An 18,328-nucleotide genomic window follows, 5' to 3' on the forward strand; every position below is an offset into this window, starting at 1 on the left:
TTGAAGATCAACTACATCCTGAATCACTATGACCCTCTTGCTTCCACGCATTTTGCCCATGTTACTGGGCTGCTGGCGGAAATGGCCGTGCAGGGATGTGCCGTGAACCTGTTCGTCGAGAAGACTTCCGGCCCGCTGCCGCAACTGCCCGGCGTACGGGTGCGCGCGTTACGGTTGCGGGCGCCGTTGATACGTCATGTCGAATTGTTCGTGCGTTTGTTCCTTGCATCCCTGCGAGGGTACAGATCCACGTTCATACGGATTTCCGCGCCGGCCGCAATCGTTGCATCAATCTGCCATTCGGTGTCGGGAGGGCGTGCATACTTGTGGCAGAGCGGAACAACGCGTGAATTCGACCTCGGGCAGAAGTGGGGCTGGAACCGGGTGAATTGGTTCGTTCGGTCAGCGGTCCCGAATTACATGGCAAGGAAAATGTGCCAGCGCTTCGTGACCGGGCCGGAACCGATGGTGGACTATTACGCGGATTCCGTCGGAATCGATCGACGCAAGATGCGTCTTCTTTACAATGACATCGATCTGGAGAAATGGGGGAGAGGAGGGCGCCGCGAAGTCAATGGGGGCTTCTTTGGGTATTTCGGCACTCAGAGGCCGTCTCATGTAATGCTGCTGGTGCACAGGTTATCGCCGGTACGCCGGACCCCAGTCTATCTAGAAAAGCTGTTTTTCGACCTCAAGCATGAGTTCGGTCTGGATTGGGTGATCGTGATTGCGGGAGATGGTGAGGAAAGATCCACCATCGCCGGCCTGGCGGATGCTGCCGGAGTTAGCTCCTGTTGTCGTTTTCTAGGTCCGGTTCCCAACAGGGAGTTGCCAGTCCTGTATGGCCTTGCAGATCTTTTCATCAATCCTTCCCACGCGGAGGGGTTTCCACGCGTGATAATCGAAGCCATGGCTTCAGGCCTTCCCATCGTCACGACCGATGCCGGCGGGACGAGCGCCCTGCTAGGGCGCTTACAGGCGGGTTGGGTTGCAGACAAGGACGTTCCGGGAGACTTTTCCAGATTGGTGATGGAATTGTTGCGGAACCCGGAGGTGATGGCGGAGCTCGCAAGGGAGAATCTTCTGGAGGTCGAGCGCTTTTCCACGCCAGCCGTGGCGAGGATGTACATGGATGTGTTGGGTGAGCAATAGCATGCGGGTATTTCATGTAAGCCCGAATGTCTATCCTCCGCTTCCCGCTGGGCATCACACGCTGCGGATCTGGAAAGAGCTTGCGCGGGACGCCGAGCGATATCACGTGATCGCCAGCGCCGGGCGCCTTCGGTACTCGCACACGGTTGACGGAAACCTGCATCTGCACCTGCTCCCCACATTCGGGACACGGGGATGGCATTTTTTTCTGGCCAGCTGGATGGTGCTGTTCCTGTGTCTTCGGCATCATCCGGATCGAATTATTGCGCAATGCCCCGTCAACGGGGGACTGGTTGCGTCGGTGGCCCGGCTCATCTTCCGCGTGCCGGTGTTGGCTGAAGTGCACGGCGCCCACTATTTTTGGCCTGGCGGTCCGGGTGGGGTGCGTCGTGTCACATGGATGCTTCTGCGCCTCGGTACCGCGTTTACGTTCCGGGTGGCGACTAGGATCCGATCGCTCTCCAGAGACATGACCGAGCACCTGGTTCGCGTCTATGGTGAGTCCATTCAGCCGAAGATCTTCGAACTTGGCAATCGCGTCGATCTGGAGCTGTTTTCGCCGGTGAAGACTTGCTACCGAATGACCGCGGGGCCAACGCTGATCTCGGTTGGTGCCTACACGGCCGGGAAGAATCACCTGGCATTGGTGGAAGGATTGCTGCAGCGCCTCCCGGATGCGCGGTTGACGCTGGTGGGGCGAGGCCCCATGGAACGCGTCTACGTCGAGCGGGCCCAAGCACTCGGAGTGCAGTCAAGGCTCAAGCTGGTTCATGCGGCCAGCCATCGCGACGTCGCTTCGTTGCTGGCCGAATCAGATATCTATATACATCCCTCGCTATCGGAAGGTGTGCCGCGGGCGATACTCGAAGCCATGGCCATGGGATTACCCGTGGTGGCGACAAAAGTTGGCTTCCTGGGAGGTGTTGTTCGGGACGGAGTCGATGTTTCGCTCATTCCGCTGGGAGACTTGCAAGCACTTGAGCGCGCGGTAGATAGACTCATCGATTCGGAAGACCTTCGGCGGGAAATGGGGACTGCCGCGGCGAAACAAATTCGTTCGCGTTTCGAATGGAACAGCACTTTTGACCGCTATCGCGGGCTGATCGCATCGCTGGTGAGGGCATGACGGCAATCATGTCGAGTCAACCAGCCTCCATTGAAGGTGGCGCGTTCCGCGTCCTGCGGATGCAGATCACTATCCCGCCGTTTCCCGGCGGAATGGAGAAGCACGTCAGACGGCTCTCCGACGAGCAACGGAGGCAGGGGTGCAATGTGCACCTGCTTTTTTCCCAGGGCGCCCCGCTTCATCACGATGACCAGCGGATTGGAGAGGGCCTCATCGCGGCAATCAGGCCACAGGCGCTGCGCTCATTGGTGTTTTTTATGGCGGTATTACCTGAGTTGATGAGGCTACGGGGCCGGATTGACCTCGTCCATACTCACGGCGACTGGTCTATGGCCGTGCTCGGTCGAATGGCCAAGCTGTTGGTGGCAGCTCCAGTCAGCATGGTTTCCGTCCATGGCGGCCCCATGCGTTCCCGGATCAGGAAATTCCTGCAGCGATTCCTGGGGGTGGCTGACATCGTGCATGCGACTGGACGCCGAGATGCCGAACGGCTGTCTGCGCAATTAAGGCGCGAGGTCTTCTGGCAGGCGAGTGGCATTGATGATCTGTTCCTTTCCGGATCGGACGAACCGGCGCCGCGCCCCCTTATCCAAGATAAGTATCTCGCCGTGACAGTTGGCGTCCTTCGCCCAAAGAAGAACATTGATCTTGTATTGGATATCGCAAAAAGCACCGATGACTGGATCTTCGTGGTGATTGGCGATGGGCCGCAGCGCGAGCACCTGCAACGCCGAGTCCGCGATGAATCGCTGGGCAATGTGCGCCTTGTGGGAGCCCTAAGTGCAGAGGAAATATGCAGGTGGCACGATGTGGCACACGCTTTCCTGTGTACCTCAGATGTGGAGGGTACGCCTACCTCCATGCTGGAGGCCATGGCTCGAGGAGTGCCGGTTGTTACGTCGGACTGCGGCGATTTCCGAGGGATCATTGAGCCTGGAGTCACCGGTTGGATAGTCGGCGACTATATGGCTCGGTCATTCGTGGAGCGTTTGACGGCATTGGAGGACGATGAGCGCCAATGGCAAGCGATGTCGTCGGCATGCAGGGCGTACGTGGGTACGCGAACTTGGGGCCGGGTTGCCACTTCCATAACCGAAAGGATGCGCCTCGAGCTGATGGCTCGAAGCGCCGGCGACTCAAAGAGGCCGCAGCGATGAAAATACTCCACGTCATCACCGGACTCGGCATCGGGGGTGCGGAGCGCGTACTTCTTGATTTGTCGGGAGAAATGGTTCGGCAGGGACACGATGTCAAGATCGTGTCCCTGTTCAACGATATTTCCGCGGCTGCGCGAGGTGTTGAGCCGGGAGTGCAAATCGCGACACTCGGTATCACCAAGAGTCCGACGACATGGGGTCCAGGCGTTCTTGGATATTTGAACGAACTGCGCCGAGGGTCCTATGCGGTGGTGCATGCGCATATGTTCCATGCGCTGGTGCTTGCGATCATTGGGAAGATATTCGGCGTATATTCTGTTCCGCTCGTATTTACATCCCATAGCTCGTTGGTACTGGGGCGAGCGAGACAGTTCCTGCTCTGGTCAACCAGGGGGTTGCGATCTGCCGATGTGGTTTTTAGTCGTGATCAGCATGTTCGCTTGAACTCAGAGAGGTGCGCGGTTATTCCAAACGGCGTCCTTGGGCGAGCAAACCCGCCGGGGCCGAGAAAAGCTCCTGAAAGCCCTGGCCGCTGGATATTCCTGAATGTTGCGAGATTCTCAGAGCCAAAGAATCAGCTTGAACTGGTGCGTCAGTTCGCCATGTTACGGGTGGAGAGCTCGGAGTTGTGGCTGGTGGGGGACGGGCCTCTGCGGGAAGGTGTCGAGAGCGCTGCCAAGATGCTGGGCGTCGCTGACAGAATTCGGTTTCTCGGTGAGCGGAACGATGTGATGGAGTTGCTTACGAAAGCTCATGTCTTTGTGTTGAGCTCGAAGTGGGAAGGACTTCCCATCGTGCTGCTTGAAGCGGGAATCACAGGTGTGCCAGTGATTTCCACGCCGGTTGGAAGTGTCCCGGAGCTGCTGGCGGATGATTGTGGTCTCGTCGCCGAGGTTACGAGGTTGTCGGATACCATGGAATTGACTGTCTTGAATTACGAAGCGGCACTGGGCCGCGCGGACCGATTGTCATTACGTGTGAGAGAACGATATTCCATCGAGGCTGCCGCAAAATCCCATGTTGGGCTATATACGGAAATCCAAGCGGCCATGTCGAGCAGGGCAAAGTCATGATTTCCCAGGAGCTGATAAAGGTCGTTCTGCCATGGTTGTTTCTGGCGATGTGGGCCTTTAACGTCCGGTCGCGCCGGGTGCGCGTCGGATTGATGGCAACCTTGTATATCACGGTGCTCGCGGGGTTTGCATCGAATTTCACGCCTTTCTATCGTGAGATGGGGCAGGTTTTTTCTATCCTAATAGTTTTGCTATTTTTTCTTCGAGCATATAAAAGGGGCGCAATTCCACGTCACGCGGCTCCTGTTCTGGTTCTTCTCTCCCTCATTGTGGTGTCGTTGATAGTAAATCCTTCAAGGTCTACAACAGTGGTGGCGCTGGTCAATTTTCTGGTCGTTTCTGCTGTTGCTGTATATGTGGTTTCAGAGATCGAATCGCGTGCGGGTTTTGAGGAGTTCGCACGCCAGTTCCGTTTGCTGGGCATCTTGCTCGCAGGAATATCCGTCTTGGAAGGAATTGGGTTAAATGTCAGATCCGAAGGGACGTTTTCAAATCCAAATTACCTGGGCTTGTTCCTTGGGGTGGCGGCATGCATGGCATTTGTCGGTACATCCGGTTGGCGCCGCTGGGGCAGTTTCCTGGTCATTTCCATCGGCATTTACTACACGCAGTCGCGGGCTGCGTTCATCATGCCTTTTTTGATGATCGTGTTTAATTTCCTGTCCATTGGAGTTAGGCGCGTGGTCGCGCTCTCTCCAGTTCTGCTTCTGTTGGGTGCGCTAGTTGTTTTCATTCCTTTCCCAGTGGGTGTGTCCCAGCGTGATGATGGGGGGTCGGACTCCGAACGGGTGCTGGCGCTTGAGGCTGGCATCGAAATGGCGCGTGAGAATCCATTTTTCGGTGTCGGATGGGGGCACTTCATAGAAGAATTCTGGAGCGCATCATCCCGAGCCCCGGTCTTGTTTCCGTCTGTGCCGAGAGTGGAAACCAGTAGGCGAGACATGGTTTCTCACAATGACTACGTCCGGATGTTTGCGGAATTGGGCGTAGTGGCTGGTCTCTATTTCATGTTCTTGACATGGAAATCTTTCCGTAGAGTGTTGGCTATGCCTGCTAGTTTGAGGATGGTGCTCGCGCCAACTCTACTTGGATTGGTTGCCTTCTCTCTGACGCATAATAATCTCAACAGTGCATTGTTCTGGATATTCTTTCTTTATCCGATGGCCGCGAAGTGGAAGAGGGCGCCGAATGGAGTGTGGTCATGATGCGGGAATTCGTGAACTGGAACATAAGGATGAGCCGCGGCTTTGATCGCCTGTTTTTCGGAAGTTTTACCCGTGACGGAAACACCGAATTCAACGATATCATCCCGGCATTGGTGGAAGACGGTGCGCAGGTGGCCGATGTCGGAGGTGGCAAGACACCTTTTTTCTCGCCTGAGCAGGTGATGGTGCGGCGGCTTAGGGTAACCGGCGTTGATATCGACGCCGAGCAGTTGACTGCCGCGCCTGAAGGGGCGTATTCCACGGTGATCGTGAGCGCGCTGGAAAGATGCGAGCCCGCTCCGCATGACTATGTTGTTGCGCAATCTGTGCTGGAGCACGTGTCGGATGGCCGCGAAGCGATGGCGGGGATAGGGCGATTGCTTCGGCCTGGAGGTAAAGTTTTTACTTTTTGCCCCAATAAGCGGGCCTGGTTTGCTAGGTTGAATAAATTGCTTCCGGAGCGACTGAAGCGCGCTATTTTGTTTTCCGTTTATCCATCCAAGGCGGAACGGCAGGGCTTTCCCGCCCATTACAGCGGTTGCACCCCTGCGGAGATGCGAATCAACATGATGTTGGCAGGTATCCGTCCTTTGGAAACCAGGTATTATTTTATTTCCTCGTATTTCATGTTTTGTTTCCCGCTTTACTTTTTTTGGCGAATCTCGACGTTTCCCCTGATGAGATTTTGGCCTGACAGATACTGTGAGACTTTCATCGTGTTCGGCGTTCGTTGCGATCAAGGTGTTGAATTTTTCTATTAAATGATAATCTGGCTCGCCAATACCGATTGGTATCTTTACAATTTTCGACTTTCGCTGGGTAAGGCGCTTACCGGCGCTGGCCATGAATTGTTGATGCTTTCACCTGAAGGGTCATATGGTCAGCGGCTTCGTTCGGGGGGCATGCGATGGGAGCCTATCCTTATGGAGCGTCTCAGTTTGAACCCAATCCGTGAGGCTGCATTGATGTGGCATCTCGTTGGTTTGATTCGACGGGAGAGGCCGCATTTGATTCACAGCTTCACTATCAAGTGTGCCGTGTACGGCTCGCTGGCCGCGCGCTTGGCCGGGGTGCCCGCGCGTGTCAACGCGGTCGCCGGGATGGGTTATGTCTTTACCAGCGGCGCTCTGAAGGCGCGTCTGTTGCGCCCATTGGTGAGAATGCTGCTCAAGCTGGCCTTGGGGGGGCGTAACGCGCGGCTCATCCTGCAGAACCCTGACGATGTGGCGCTGTTTCGCCAGGCGGGGTTGGTCGATCCCGAACACGTGCGGCTTATTCCTGGTTCGGGCGTGGATTGCGTGCGTTTTTCTCCGGCTCCGCGGCAGGTCGCGGCGGAGCGCGTGCGCGTGGTGTTGCCTGCACGGCTGCTCTGGGACAAGGGTCTGGCCGAATACATGGAGGCGGCCCGGCTTCTGCGCAGCCGGGGCGTTCCGGTTGATCTGTTGCTGGCGGGAACGCCGGATCCCGGCAACCCGGCGGCGGTGCCGGAACCGGCCGTGCGCGAGTGGGTTTCCGAAGGTCTTGTGCAGTGGCTGGGGCATGTGGATGACATGCCGGCGCTGTTCCGCTCGGTCCAGATCGTGGCGTTGCCCAGCTACCGCGAAGGCTTGCCGAAAGGGTTGATCGAGGCGGGCGCGAGCGGCTGTGCGCTGGTCACCACCGACGTGCCCGGTTGCCGGGAGGTGGTGACGCACGAGGTGGACGGGCTACTGGTGCCGGTGAAGGATGGCGTGGCCCTGGCGGACGCCATCGAGCGGCTGGTGCGGGATCCGGCGCTTCGCCAAGCCCTCGGCGTGGCGGCGCGGGAAAAGGCCATCACCGAATTCGACGAGCGCATCGTGATAGCGCGTACGCTGGACGTCTATGCGGAGCTGATGCGCTGACGTTTTTCTTTCGTTCGTGGAAGCTGCGTCGGTTTGACCTGCCGCTTCCGTACATGCGCGTGAAAAACGGCGGGGATTTCTCCCCGCCGCCGTGGTTTGCCTGTTATGCGGTCAATGCGGCTTCGGTGCCGCCGGGATGTTGACCTTGTCGATGCCGTGGATGATGCCGTTGCTGGCCAGGATGTCCGGGGTGGTGACGCGCGCGCCGTCGATGGTGAGCTTGTTGCTGCTCAGCTGGATCGGTGCCGGCTGCCCGTTGACAGTGCGGGCGGCATCCCATCGGCCCACGTCGACCGTGGACCTGCGGCCATTGACCAGGTGATAGTTCACAAGCGCGGCGAGTTCTTCCTTGTTCTCGGGCTGCAGCAGGCGGTCCATCGTGCCGCCGGGGAGTTTGCCGAAAGCTTCGTCAGTGGGGGCGAACACGGTGTGCTGGGTGGCGCCGGACAGTACGCTGTTCAGGCCGGCCTTGTCGACGGCGTTCGAGAAGATGGCGAACGTCTTGTTGTTCTGCAGCGTGCCGATCAGGTTCTGCTCGGGGCGGGTGTTGTTGCTGTTCTGCATTTCCATGGTGGTGTCCTGCGTTTTGGGTCCCTGGGGATCCCGTGGGCGGCCGGTGGCCGCAGCCTTGGCGTTGCGCCAGGCGTTGGACTCAATGCGGAGAGTGGGATGAAGGGCGCGGCTGAGTAGCCGATACGGTGTTGCACCGTAGCCATTGCAGGTTGCGCCCGACGGGGTTACATGGGCGTGAGGTTGATCGGTGGTGTTCATGCCTGCCGCTCGATGCTGCTAAGGTCTGGGCACGCGGGATTCCGATATCCATTTCCGGTCAGTTCCCGCGCCCGTCATGTGCCGGCTTGCACGAAGCAGGCACCAGTCATGCACGCCGATCGCCCCCGTCATCGCAGTGCGCGCAATCCATATGGGCTTGCCACGGTCGTTGGCCGGTGCATTGTGGCTGGTTGCGACAGGTTGCCTCGCGGGGTTGGTACGGGGCGGGCGCGGCAGCGCGGGACCGACGGCAGGACGAGCCGATCATGCCGCTGAGCCGCTTGCCCAAGGAGCCGGCGGACCGGCTGACGATGCCATTCCTGCGGTTCATCCGCATCGAGGCGACCGCCGGTTCGGTCCTGCTGTTGTCGGCGCTGGTGGCGCTGGTGATTTCCAACTCGCAGTGGTCGGCGGACTACGAGGCGCTGTGGAACGTGCGCATCGGCTTGCTGTGGGGCGGCGTGGAGTTCGCGAGGCCGGTCAGGCAATGGATCAACGACGGCGCCATGACGCTGTTCTTTTTCGTCGTCGCGCTTGAGCTCAAGCGCGAACTGCTGCTGGGGGAGTTGAGGGATTCCCGCAAGGCGCTGCTGTCGGTTGCCGCCGCCGCAGGGGGCATGTCGGTTCCCGTCCTGCTGTTTCTGGCCGTGGCGCATGGAGGGCAGGGGGCGCATGCCTGGGGCGTGGTCACGGCCACGGATACGGCCTTCGTCATCGGCTGCCTGGCTCTGCTGGGATCTAGGATTCCGCATGGCCTGCGGCTGTTCCTGCTGTCCCTGGCGATCTTCGATGACATCGGCGCCATCACCATCATCGCGCTTGCTTACGGAAAGCAGATCGACTGGGCGGCAATTGCCTGCGCGTTAGCGGGACTGGGCGGCGTGGTGCTGCTCAGGATGCTGGGCGTGCGCGCCCTGCTGGTGTTCTTCGCGGCCGGCATCGGCATCTGGCTCGCGGTCGATGCGTCCGGCATCCATCCAACGCTGACGGGCGTGGTCCTGGGGGCGATGACGCCAACCCGGAGCTGGGTCAGCGACCGTCGCTTGCAGGCGATCCTGGGTGTGGTGGCCGCCTATCCGGAAGGGCCCCACTGGAGCGGCGATACCCGCGACCGGGCGGACTTGCAGCGGGCGGGCGTGGCGACGCGGGAAGCGCTGTCTCCGCTGGAGCGCCTGGAAGTGGCCCTGCATCCATGGGTCGGACTGCTGGTGCTGCCGCTGTTCGCGCTTGCAAACGCGGGGTTCGTGATTTCCGCGCAGCAAGTCGATTGGACGCTTTCCGGTGCGATCCTGCTCGGCTTGCTGTGCGGCAAGCCGATGGGCGTGGTGCTCTTCAGTTATGCCGCGGTTCGTCTGCGCCTGGCGGTCCTTCCCCAAGGGCTGACCTGGCCACTGGTCGCGGGGGGCGCATTGCTCACGGGTATCGGCTTCACCATGTCCGTGCTGATGGCGGAGTTGGCGCTGGCGCCGGATCACGTCGCGTCCGCGAAGCTTGGCATTCTGGTGGCCTCGGGGCTGGCGGCGGTGGGCGGCGTTTCGGTTCTCGCCGTCGTCGGCCGCAGGCGGCCTGGCCGAGCGGGGGCGCGTACGAAGCAGGCTGAGGCCTGATGCTGATCCGCCCATGGAAGTGGCAGGCGTCGTTCCTGCCACCATCGTGCTTGAGTCCCGGGATGGACGCGGGGGATAGAATCCACGTTCGCATGATGGATTTCTGGTGATGGCATGAAGGTTCTGGTCACCGGCACCGCCGGTTTCATCGGCTCGCACGTGGCGCAGGTGTTGCTGGCGCGGGGCGACGAGGTGGTGGGGCTCGACAACCTCAACGACTACTACGACGTCAGCCTCAAGCAGGCGCGGCTGGCGCGACTGCTGGAAAAGCCGGGCTACACCCACGTCACTGCGGATCTGGCGGATCGCGCGGCGGTGGAGCAGGTCTTTGCGATGCACAAGCCGCAGCGGGTGGTGAACCTGGCGGCGCAGGCGGGGGTGCGCTACGCGGCGGAGAACCCGCATGTGTACGTGCAGAGCAACGTCACCGGCTTCCTGCACATCCTCGAGGGCTGCCGTCATCACGATGTGCAGCACCTGGTATATGCCTCCACCAGTTCGGTGTACGGGGCGAACCGGGCGATGCCGTTTTCCGAGCATGCGCCGGCCGAGCATCCGCTGACCCTGTACGCGGCCACCAAGAAAGCCAACGAGCAGATGGCGCACAGCTATGCGCACCTGTATGGCATCCCGTGCACGGGGCTGCGCTTCTTCACCGTGTATGGGCCGTGGGGGCGCCCGGACATGGCGCTGTTCCTGTTCACCCGCGCGATCCTGGAAGGCAAACCGATCCGGGTGTTCAACCACGGCCACCACAAGCGCAGCTTCACCTACGTGGACGACATCGTGGAGGGCGTGGTGCGCACGCTGGACAGGGTGCCGGGCAAGGACCCGGACTGGTCCGGCGAGCGCCCGGACCCGGCCACCAGCGGGGTGGCGCCTTACCGCCTCTACAACATCGGCAACGAGCAGCCGGTGGAGTTGCTGCGCTACATCGAGGTGCTGGAAGACTGCCTGGGCCGCAAGGCGGTGATGGAGATGCTGCCGCTGCAGCCCGGCGACGTGCCCGATACCGAAGCCGATGTCTCGGACCTGATCGCCAACGTCGGCTACCGCCCGATGGTGCCGGTGGAGGAGGGCGTGGCGAATTTCGTGCGCTGGTATCGGGGGTATTACGGGGTTTGACATGCCTCGCCTGGGGGATGGCAGCTGGCTCCAGCCAGAGCCGCTATTCCTTCAGGGTGCAATGGATATTCCCGAACGGTAATATTTTCTGTTTGACGGCGGTGGCTGCCGGCATCGTGAACCAAGGGGGCGATCGGGAGCGCGTGCAGCGTATCGAAACAGCAATTGCCGACAACATCGGCAGCGTGGGGTTGCACTGACGGGCTCTAGCGCAACCGGATCAGCAGCCTGCCGACATCGTCGCGATCCGAGGCGGGCAGTCCGGCCACCTGTGCAAACTCGGGCCAGCGCGCGATAGCCGCGTCCACCTGGTCCATCAGCGTGGACGGGTTGCGGATGCTGAAGCGCGCGGCGACCTCGCGCAGGTCGTCGGCGGTGATGTCGTCGAACTTGCCGGCCACGCTCATCAGGTGGTGCTGCGTCCATTCGCCGGCAGGGTTGTAGGCGTGGGTTACGTCGTAAGCGGGCGCCAGCGCCCACGCGCCGCCTTCGCGCAGCAGGAAGGCGAAGTTCTTGGTGTGGTCGTCATGGTTCTTGCTGGCGACGTTGAACGCCATGCGCAGGAACAGCTGCTCCATGTCGCGTTCGGGCAGGCCCAGTCCGTGGGCGGTGATGAACAGGGATTCGTAGGCGTGGGTGCGCCGCTGCCTGTGGCTCATGTGCTGCAGCGCGGCCAGCGTCTGCATGTGGATCTTGCGGTTGCCGTCGCGGTCGAACCGGCGCGTCATGAAGTGGGCGCGGCCGTTCTCCTCCAGCAGCCGGCACGCGCTCATGGTGATGCCGGCGGCGGTGGCCATCAGGTGGTAGGCGTACTCGCGCCGGCCGTAGCACTGGCTCTGGCCCAGTTCCTGGTCCGCGCCCATCCCGTCGAACTTCAGCAGCCAGTGCTCGAAGCCCGGCGCGGCGTCGAACTGGCCGCTGCGCAGCTCATCGGTGGCCGGGTTCCACGCCACCACGGCCTTGGCGCGGGCACCGCCGGCGGAGGTTCCCACGCGGATGATGCTGGCCAGCGCCGCCTGCGCCTCCGGGTCGCCGGCCAGGGCGCCGTGCACCGCTTTGCGCGCCACCTCCACCAGCGCCTTCATCTCGATCGGGGCTGCGGTTTCCGTGTTGCCGCCGCGGGTGGGGCGGAACTCCAGCGCGCCCATCCCGCGCCGGCCCATGTAGGCCAGCCGGTCCAGTGCGGTCACTTCCTCCGGGCGGATGCCGTGGCTGGCCATCCAGCCGTTGATCAGCTGGTTGCCGAAATCGTCGGGCAGTGCGTCGGCAAGCAGGCCGGGCAGGCGATGGAAGGCGTCGGGGTCCAGCGCGGGAAAGGCGAAGCGGCCATCGGCCCGATCCAGCGGCAGCATGAAAGGCGACAGCGCGATACCGGTGCGGCGCCAGCTGTCGGCGTACTCGAACACATACGCGCCCAAGCGCGGGTCCTGCGCCACGGCGCCGACCTGCTTGCCCCAGATCCGCACCTCGATGACGTCGACGTGTTTCATGCGCGGTCAGTGGCGGGTGCCGCGCTTGGGCGCGCGGTTGCCGGCGAGCAGGGCCATCGGGCTGATCGTGGGTTGCGGCGCCAGCGCGTCCAGGCTGGTCAGCGCGCCGAGGGCCTTGAGCACGCGGATCAGGGTGATCAGGGAGGAACCTTCTCCGCTCTCCAGCCCGCGCAGGGCGCGCGGCGAGACGCCGGCCCGGGTGGCCAACCCGGCCTGGGTCAACCGCTGGCCGAGCCGGAGCTGGCGCAGCCGCTGGCCCAGATCCGTTTGGATCTCTTCGGGGGTTTGGAAGGATGGTGTAGCCATGGGGCGGGTTCCTGCCTCTACGGCGGCTAGGGCCACGTTGAGGGCAGGATAACGCCAAAAATACAAACATCCAATAAGGGCAGAATTCTGCCTATAAGTGGAAGTAATGAGGCTAATAGGCGAAAATGCGCCTCAACTCCAGATGATCTATGAATGCCTATTCGGGCCGGTCAGACGGGTCGGGCCCGGCTGCCTGTGGACGCCACTCCGTGCGGGCGGCACCGCACAGGTAGGGAATCGCAGCGGGCGCCGCGATCCCCCGTGATCCCGGCCTGTCAGCCCGCCTTGACCGGGTCGCGCAGTTCCTTGCGCAGGATCTTGCCGACGTTGCTCTTGGGCAGTTCGTTGCGGAACTCGACCAGCTTCGGCCGCTTGTAGCCGGTCAGGTTCTCGTGGCAGAACGCCTTCACCTGTTCGGCGGTGAGCGCGGGATCCTTCTTGACGATGAACACCTTCACCGTCTCGCCGCTGTGTTCGTCCGGTACGCCGATGGCGGCGACTTCCAGCACTCCCGGCATCATCGCGATCACGTCTTCCACTTCGTTCGGGTACACGTTGAAGCCGGACACCAGGATCATGTCCTTCTTGCGGTCGACGATGTAGAAGTAGCCTTGGCCGTCCATCTTCGCCATGTCGCCGGTATGCAGCCAACCTTCGGCATCCATGACCTTGGCGGTTTCCTCGGGGCGCTGCCAGTAGCCCTTCATCACCTGCGGGCCCTTCACGCAAAGTTCGCCGATTTCGCCCATCGGCAGGATGCTGCCGTCCTCGCCCTTGATGCACACATCGGTGGACGGCACCGGCAGGCCGATGGAACCGTTGTACTCGCGCAGGTCCAGCGGGTTGATGCACACAGCCGGCGCGGTTTCGGTGAGGCCATAGGCTTCGGCAAGGGTCACCCCGGTGACCTGCTTCCACTTGTCGGCCACGGCGCGCTGCACCGCCATGCCGCCACCCAGGGTCAGGTGCAGGCGCGAGAAGTCCACCTGGTCGAAACCGGGCGTGTGCAGCAGGCCGTTGAACAGGGTGTTGACGCCGGTGATGGCGGTGAAACCGGAACCCTTCAGCTCCTTGACGAAGCCGGGCATGTCGCGCGGGTTGGTGATCAGCAGGTTGGACGCGCCGAACTTCATGAACACCAGGCAGTTCGCGGTCAGTGCGAAGATGTGGTACAGCGGCAGCGCGGTGACGATCTTCTCCTCGCCCTGCTTGACGTTGGTGCCCACCCACGCCGCAGCCTGCTGCATGTTGGCCACCATGTTGCGGTGGGTCAGCATGGCGCCCTTGGACACGCCGGTGGTGCCGCCGGTGTACTGCAGGAAGGCCAGGTCTTCCGGCGCGTTGCGGATCTGCGGCAGCTGGTGCATGCGGCCCAGGGTGAGGGTGTCGCGGAAGCGCACCGCACCCGGGATGGCGTAGTCCGGCACCATCTTCTTCACGTGCTTCAGCACGAGGTTGACGATGGCGCCCTTGGGGAAGCCCAGCATGTCGCCGAGGCCGGTGGTGATGGCGCGCACGCCGGGCAGTTGCGCAAGCACTTCCTGCGCCACCTTGCCGAAGTTGTCCATCACCAGCAGCACGCTGGCGCCGGAGTCCGCCATCTGGTGCTTGAGTTCGCGCGCGGTGTACATCGGGTTGGTGTTGACCACCGTCAGCCCCGCGCGCAGCACGCCGAACAGGGCGATCGGGTACTGCAGGCAGTTGGGCATCATGATCGCCACCCGATCGCCCTTCTTGAGCTTCAGTTCGCCCAGCAGGTAGCCGGCGAAATCGCGGCTCAGGCGGTCCAGCTCGGCGTAGGTGATCGCCTTGCCCATGTTGATGAAGGCGGTCTTGTCGCGATACTTCTGCAGCGCGGTTTCGAACACGTCGTTGATCGACGTGAACTCGTTGAGGTCGATTTCGGCAGGCACGCCGGCCGGGTAATGGGCCAGCCAAGGACGGTCGAAACTCATGCACTGCTCCCCTGCGAGTGTGATCCGCCGTCGAATGCGGCGGCGTATGGAATTGCATTCGATTTGAGCATAGCCTCCCATGCCTGACAAGGCGACGCCCATGGGCAAAGGCTGCTGCAGTGCGGCATTCGGCGGATTTCCTGCAATCGTTGCGATGGCGCTGCACGTGGTGCCTGCTGGCGCTTGCGCTGTTCGTGGCGGGCTGCACCCGTCCCCCGCCGGAGCAGGCGGTACGCGCGCAGCTGCAGGCGCTGCAGGCCGCCATCGATGTGCGCGATTCCGATGCCGTGGCGGACCTGCTGGCCGAGGATTTCATCGGCAACGAGGGGCTGGACCGGCGCGGTGCCAAGCGGCTGGCGGCGGGGCTGTTCCTGCGTTACCGCGATGTCGGGGCGAAGCTGGGCCCGGTTGAGGTGGAGCTGCGCGGCGAAGCCGATGCCGTGGCCCGCTTCAACCTGCTGGCCACCGGCGGAGCGGGAGGGTTGCTGCCGGAAAGCGGACAGGCGTATCGGGTCGAGACCGGCTGGCGCCTGGTCGATGGCGAGTGGCGGCTGCGCAGTGCCAGTTGGAAGGCGGCCTTGTAGGACGCCGCCTTCCGGTGCGGGCCGCGGCGGTTACGCGCCTGCCGGGCGCGCCGCCAGCTGCCGCAGCACGTACTGCAGCAGGCCGCCGTGGCGGGCGTATTCCACTTCCTTGGGCGTGAGCAGCAGCACGTCCACCTCGAACACGATCCTGGTGCCGTCGTCGCGGGTGGCGGTGACGGTGGCGGTCTTGGTGCTGCCATCAGCCAAGCCGGTGATGGCGTAGGTCTCCGTGCCGGTCAGGCCGAGGCCGGGGGCGGTCTGGCCATCCTTGAACTGCAGCGGCAGCACGCCCATGCCCACCAGGTTGCTGCGGTGGATGCGCTCGAAGCTCTCGGCGATCACCGCCTTCACCCCCAGCAGCAGGGTCCCCTTGGCCGCCCAGTCGCGGCTGGAGCCGGTGCCGTATTCCTTGCCGGCGATGACCAGCAGCGGCGTGCCGTCGGCCTTGTACTTCATCGCGGCATCGAAGATCGCCAGCTTCTCCGGCGGCTGCGCGCCGAAGTACAGCGTGTTGCCGCCTTCCTCGCCACCGAAGAAGCGGTTCTTGATACGGATGTTGGCGAAGGTGCCGCGCACCATCACGTCGTCGTTGCCGCGGCGGCTGCCGTAGCTGTTGAAGTCCTGCGGGGCCACGCCGCGCGCCATCAGATAGCGGCCGGCGGGCGATTCCTTCTTGATGCTGCCGGCCGGGCTGATGTGGTCGGTGGTGATGGAATCGCCGAAGTAGCCCAGCACGCGCGCGCCGGCGATGTCGTCGATGCGGCCCGCCTGCATGGTCATGCCGTCGAAGTAGGGCGGGTTCTTGATGTAGGTGGAATCGCCGCTCCAGGCGTACAGCTGGCCGTCGGGCGAGGCGATGCCGTTCCAGCGCGCATCGCCCCTGAACACGTCGGCGTAGTTGGCCTTGAACATGTCCGGGCCGATGGTGGCGGCGATGGTGGAATGGATCTCCGCGCTGCTGGGCCAGAGGTCCTTCAGGTAGACCGGGTTGCCGTCGCGGTCGTTGCCCAGCGGCTCGCAGGTCAAGTCCACCGTGGTGCTGCCGGCCAGCGCGTAGGCCACCACCAGCGGCGGGCTGGCGAGGTAGTTCATCTTCACTTCGGCGTGGATACGGCCTTCGAAGTTGCGGTTGCCGGACAGCACCGACGCCACGCACAGGTCGCCCGCGGCGATGCCGGCGCTCACCTCGACCGGCAGCGGCCCGGAGTTGCCGATGCAGGTGGTGCAACCGTAGCCCACGGTGTAGAAGCCGATCTTCTCCAGCTCGGTCAGCAGGCCGGCCTTCTGCAGGTAGTCGGTCACCACCCGCGAGCCCGGTGCCAGCGAGGTCTTCACCCACGGCTTGCGGGTCAGCCCGCGCGCGGCGGCGTTGCGGGCCAGCAGGCCGGCCGCGACCATCACCGCGGGGTTGGAGGTGTTGGTGCAGGAGGTGATGGCGGCGATGACCACCGCACCGTCCTTGATCCGCACATGGGCCCCGTCGATGGCGATGTCGGCCTGGCCCTTGCCGTGCTGCTCGTTGCCCACCGCGGCGCCACCGCCTTCGGCGATGAAATCGGCCACCTCCTCGCTGCGCTTGTCGCGGGCGGCGGTCAGCACCGCGATCGCGGCGCGGCTGTTGTCCGGCATCTCCGGCAGCAACACCCGGTCCTGCGGGCGCTTGGGGCCGGCCAGCGACGGCCGCACCGTCGCCATGTCCAGCGCCAGCATCGAGCTGTACTGCGCGTGCGGGCTGTCCGGCGTGTGCCACAACCCCTGCGCCTTGGCATAGGCCTCGACCAGCGCGATCTGCGCTTCGCTGCGGCCGGACAGGCGCAGGTAGTTGAGCGACTCGGCGTCGATGGGGAAGATCGCGCAGGTGGCGCCATATTCCGGCGACATGTTGCCGATGGTGGCGCGGTCGGCCAGCGGCAGGTGTTGCAGGCCGTCGCCGTAGAACTCCACGAACTTCCCGACCACGCCGTGCTGGCGCAGCATCTGGGTGACGGTCAGCACCAGGTCGGTGGCGGTGGCGCCTTCCGGCAGCCGGCCGCTGAGCTGGAAGCCCACCACCTGCGGGATCAGCATCGACGAGGGTTGCCCCAGCATCGCCGCCTCGGCCTCGATGCCGCCCACGCCCCAGCCCAGCACGCCGATGCCGTTGACCATGGTGGTGTGACTGTCGGTGCCGAACAGGGTGTCGGGGAAGGCCCATAGTTCGCCGTCGACCTGCCGGGTCATCACCACCCGCGCCAGGTATTCCAGGTTCACCTGGTGGACGATGCCGGTGTTGGGCGGCACCACCTTGAAGTCGGCGAATGCCTTCTGGCCCCAGCGCAGGAAGCCGTAGCGCTCGGCGTTGCGTTCGAACTCGATGCGCCCGTTGATGTCCAGCGCATCCGGGCGGGCAAAGGCGTCCACCTGCACCGAGTGGTCGATGACCAGCTCCGAGGGAATCTGCGGGTTGATCTGCTCGGGCCGGCCGCCCAGCTTGACCACCGCATCGCGCATCGCCGCCAGGTCCACCACGCAGGGCACGCCGGTGAAGTCCTGCAGGATCACCCGCCCCGGCATGAAGGCGATCTCGGTGTCCGGCACCGCCTTCGGGTTCCATTTCGCCACCGCCTCGATATGCGCGGGCAGCACGCTCACGCCATCCTCGTGGCGGAGCAGGTTCTCCAGCAGGATCTTCATCGACCACGGCAGGTGCTTGAGGTCGAAGCGTTCGCCCAGCGCCGGCAGACTGTGGAAAGCGTAGTCTTGGCCGTTAACGTGGAGCGTGGCACGGGTGGCGAAGGTGTTGCTCATGGACGTGCTCCCGATCGTGCGTGGCGGCGTCCGGCCAAGGCCGGACGCTGGAGAAAAGCGGGGGTCCCCGCGTCATCTTGCGGTTCCGATGTTAAGCCTGATTGAAA

16 protein-coding genes are annotated in these 18,328 nt (G+C 62.9%); 11 read left to right on the plus strand and 5 right to left on the minus strand.

Going from position 1 to position 18,328, the window contains the following annotated elements; genetic code table 11:
• Genes ICG51_RS13835 through ICG51_RS13865 form a run of 7 tightly spaced genes read left to right on the plus strand, consistent with a single transcriptional unit; the run spans position 1 to position 7,596 of the window.
• Positions 1-1,152 (plus strand): glycosyltransferase family 4 protein, encoded by a 1,152-nt coding sequence (locus tag ICG51_RS13835; RefSeq protein ID WP_223809470.1) that lies wholly within the window; start codon positions 1-3, stop codon positions 1,150-1,152.
• Positions 1,142-2,278 carry a glycosyltransferase family 4 protein gene (locus ICG51_RS13840; RefSeq protein ID WP_190280895.1) on the plus strand — a complete coding sequence of 379 codons (1,137 nt, stop codon included), beginning with the start codon at positions 1,142-1,144 and terminating at the stop codon, positions 2,276-2,278. The genes ICG51_RS13835 and ICG51_RS13840 overlap by 11 nt, the downstream gene beginning before the upstream one ends.
• Complete coding sequence (locus ICG51_RS13845; protein WP_190280896.1) at positions 2,275-3,435, plus strand: glycosyltransferase family 4 protein; 1,161 nt, start codon at positions 2,275-2,277, stop codon at positions 3,433-3,435. Before ICG51_RS13840 ends, ICG51_RS13845 begins: the two co-directional genes overlap by 4 nt.
• Positions 3,432-4,508 carry a glycosyltransferase gene (locus ICG51_RS13850; protein WP_190280897.1) on the plus strand — a complete coding sequence of 359 codons (1,077 nt, stop codon included), beginning with the start codon at positions 3,432-3,434 and terminating at the stop codon, positions 4,506-4,508. Before ICG51_RS13845 ends, ICG51_RS13850 begins: the two co-directional genes overlap by 4 nt.
• Complete coding sequence (locus ICG51_RS13855; protein WP_190280898.1) at positions 4,505-5,713, plus strand: O-antigen ligase family protein; 1,209 nt, start codon at positions 4,505-4,507, stop codon at positions 5,711-5,713. Before ICG51_RS13850 ends, ICG51_RS13855 begins: the two co-directional genes overlap by 4 nt.
• Complete coding sequence (locus tag ICG51_RS13860; RefSeq protein ID WP_190280899.1) at positions 5,710-6,474, plus strand: class I SAM-dependent methyltransferase; 765 nt, start codon at positions 5,710-5,712, stop codon at positions 6,472-6,474. The genes ICG51_RS13855 and ICG51_RS13860 overlap by 4 nt, the downstream gene beginning before the upstream one ends.
• Complete coding sequence (locus tag ICG51_RS13865) at positions 6,475-7,596, plus strand: glycosyltransferase family 4 protein (RefSeq protein ID WP_190280900.1); 1,122 nt, start codon at positions 6,475-6,477, stop codon at positions 7,594-7,596.
• A 111-nt stretch (positions 7,597-7,707) separates the two neighbouring features.
• Here ICG51_RS13865 and ICG51_RS13870 read toward each other — a convergent pair whose 3' ends face one another.
• On the minus strand, positions 7,708-8,367 hold the full coding sequence (locus tag ICG51_RS13870) for a fasciclin domain-containing protein (RefSeq protein WP_223809471.1): 660 nt from the start codon (positions 8,365-8,367) through the stop codon (positions 7,708-7,710).
• A 266-nt stretch (positions 8,368-8,633) separates the two neighbouring features.
• Between ICG51_RS13870 and nhaA the strand changes: the two genes are divergently transcribed.
• The 3 genes from nhaA to ICG51_RS13885 all read left to right on the plus strand — a co-directional run bounded on the left by nhaA (position 8,634) and on the right by ICG51_RS13885 (position 11,299).
• Positions 8,634-9,974, plus strand: coding sequence for a Na+/H+ antiporter NhaA (gene nhaA / locus ICG51_RS13875; RefSeq protein ID WP_190280901.1), 1,341 nt, complete (start codon positions 8,634-8,636; stop codon positions 9,972-9,974).
• Positions 9,975-10,088: 114 nt separating this feature from the next.
• Entirely contained in the window at positions 10,089-11,099 is a 1,011-nt protein-coding gene (locus tag ICG51_RS13880) for an NAD-dependent epimerase (protein WP_190280902.1), read from the plus strand.
• A 17-nt stretch (positions 11,100-11,116) separates the two neighbouring features.
• Positions 11,117-11,299: a hypothetical protein gene (locus ICG51_RS13885; protein ID WP_190280903.1), complete on the plus strand. Its 183-nt coding sequence runs from the start codon at positions 11,117-11,119 to the stop codon at positions 11,297-11,299.
• Positions 11,300-11,305: 6 nt separating this feature from the next.
• On the opposite strand, the gene ICG51_RS13890 is transcribed toward ICG51_RS13885, so the two are convergent.
• From ICG51_RS13890 to ICG51_RS13900, 3 genes are all read right to left on the minus strand, one after another.
• The gene (locus ICG51_RS13890) at positions 11,306-12,589 is read right to left on the minus strand and encodes a type II toxin-antitoxin system HipA family toxin (protein WP_190280904.1); all 1,284 of its coding nucleotides are present in this window, start codon (positions 12,587-12,589) and stop codon (positions 11,306-11,308) included.
• 6 nt (positions 12,590-12,595) lie between these two features.
• Positions 12,596-12,895 (minus strand): helix-turn-helix transcriptional regulator, encoded by a 300-nt coding sequence (locus tag ICG51_RS13895; protein ID WP_190280905.1) that lies wholly within the window; start codon positions 12,893-12,895, stop codon positions 12,596-12,598.
• A gap of 275 nt (positions 12,896-13,170) precedes the next feature.
• A complete protein-coding gene (locus ICG51_RS13900; protein WP_190280906.1) occupies positions 13,171-14,850 on the minus strand; it encodes an AMP-binding protein in 1,680 nt (559 codons plus the stop codon).
• 119 nt (positions 14,851-14,969) lie between these two features.
• On the opposite strand from ICG51_RS13900, the gene ICG51_RS13905 reads away from it, so the two are divergent.
• The gene (locus tag ICG51_RS13905) at positions 14,970-15,434 is read left to right on the plus strand and encodes a nuclear transport factor 2 family protein (RefSeq protein ID WP_223809472.1); all 465 of its coding nucleotides are present in this window, start codon (positions 14,970-14,972) and stop codon (positions 15,432-15,434) included.
• Positions 15,435-15,464: 30 nt separating this feature from the next.
• Here the strand turns inward: ICG51_RS13905 and acnA are convergent, their stop codons facing one another.
• Complete coding sequence (gene acnA, locus ICG51_RS13910; RefSeq protein ID WP_190280907.1) at positions 15,465-18,221, minus strand: aconitate hydratase AcnA; 2,757 nt, start codon at positions 18,219-18,221, stop codon at positions 15,465-15,467.
• Positions 18,222-18,328 lie beyond the last annotated feature (107 nt).

The organism is Thermomonas sp. XSG, assembly GCF_014678725.1.
In the GTDB taxonomy this organism is placed as follows: Bacteria; Pseudomonadota; Gammaproteobacteria; order Xanthomonadales; family Xanthomonadaceae; genus Thermomonas.

Coding starts and splice junctions, on each gene's coding strand:
- ICG51_RS13890 (WP_190280904.1), bottom strand. CDS start 12,589: ATGAAACACGTCGACGTCATCGAGGTGCGGATCTGGGGCAAGCAGGTC.
- ICG51_RS13860 (WP_190280899.1), top strand. CDS start 5,710: ATGATGCGGGAATTCGTGAACTGGAACATAAGGATGAGCCGCGGCTTT.
- acnA (WP_190280907.1), bottom strand. CDS start 18,221: ATGAGCAACACCTTCGCCACCCGTGCCACGCTCCACGTTAACGGCCAA.
- ICG51_RS13870 (WP_223809471.1), bottom strand. CDS start 8,367: ATGAACACCACCGATCAACCTCACGCCCATGTAACCCCGTCGGGCGCA.
- ICG51_RS13865 (WP_190280900.1), top strand. CDS start 6,475: ATGATAATCTGGCTCGCCAATACCGATTGGTATCTTTACAATTTTCGA.
- ICG51_RS13880 (WP_190280902.1), top strand. CDS start 10,089: ATGAAGGTTCTGGTCACCGGCACCGCCGGTTTCATCGGCTCGCACGTG.
- ICG51_RS13850 (WP_190280897.1), top strand. CDS start 3,432: ATGAAAATACTCCACGTCATCACCGGACTCGGCATCGGGGGTGCGGAG.
- ICG51_RS13845 (WP_190280896.1), top strand. CDS start 2,275: ATGACGGCAATCATGTCGAGTCAACCAGCCTCCATTGAAGGTGGCGCG.
- ICG51_RS13900 (WP_190280906.1), bottom strand. CDS start 14,850: ATGAGTTTCGACCGTCCTTGGCTGGCCCATTACCCGGCCGGCGTGCCT.
- nhaA (WP_190280901.1), top strand. CDS start 8,634: ATGCCGCTGAGCCGCTTGCCCAAGGAGCCGGCGGACCGGCTGACGATG.
- ICG51_RS13885 (WP_190280903.1), top strand. CDS start 11,117: ATGGCAGCTGGCTCCAGCCAGAGCCGCTATTCCTTCAGGGTGCAATGG.
- ICG51_RS13895 (WP_190280905.1), bottom strand. CDS start 12,895: ATGGCTACACCATCCTTCCAAACCCCCGAAGAGATCCAAACGGATCTG.
- ICG51_RS13855 (WP_190280898.1), top strand. CDS start 4,505: ATGATTTCCCAGGAGCTGATAAAGGTCGTTCTGCCATGGTTGTTTCTG.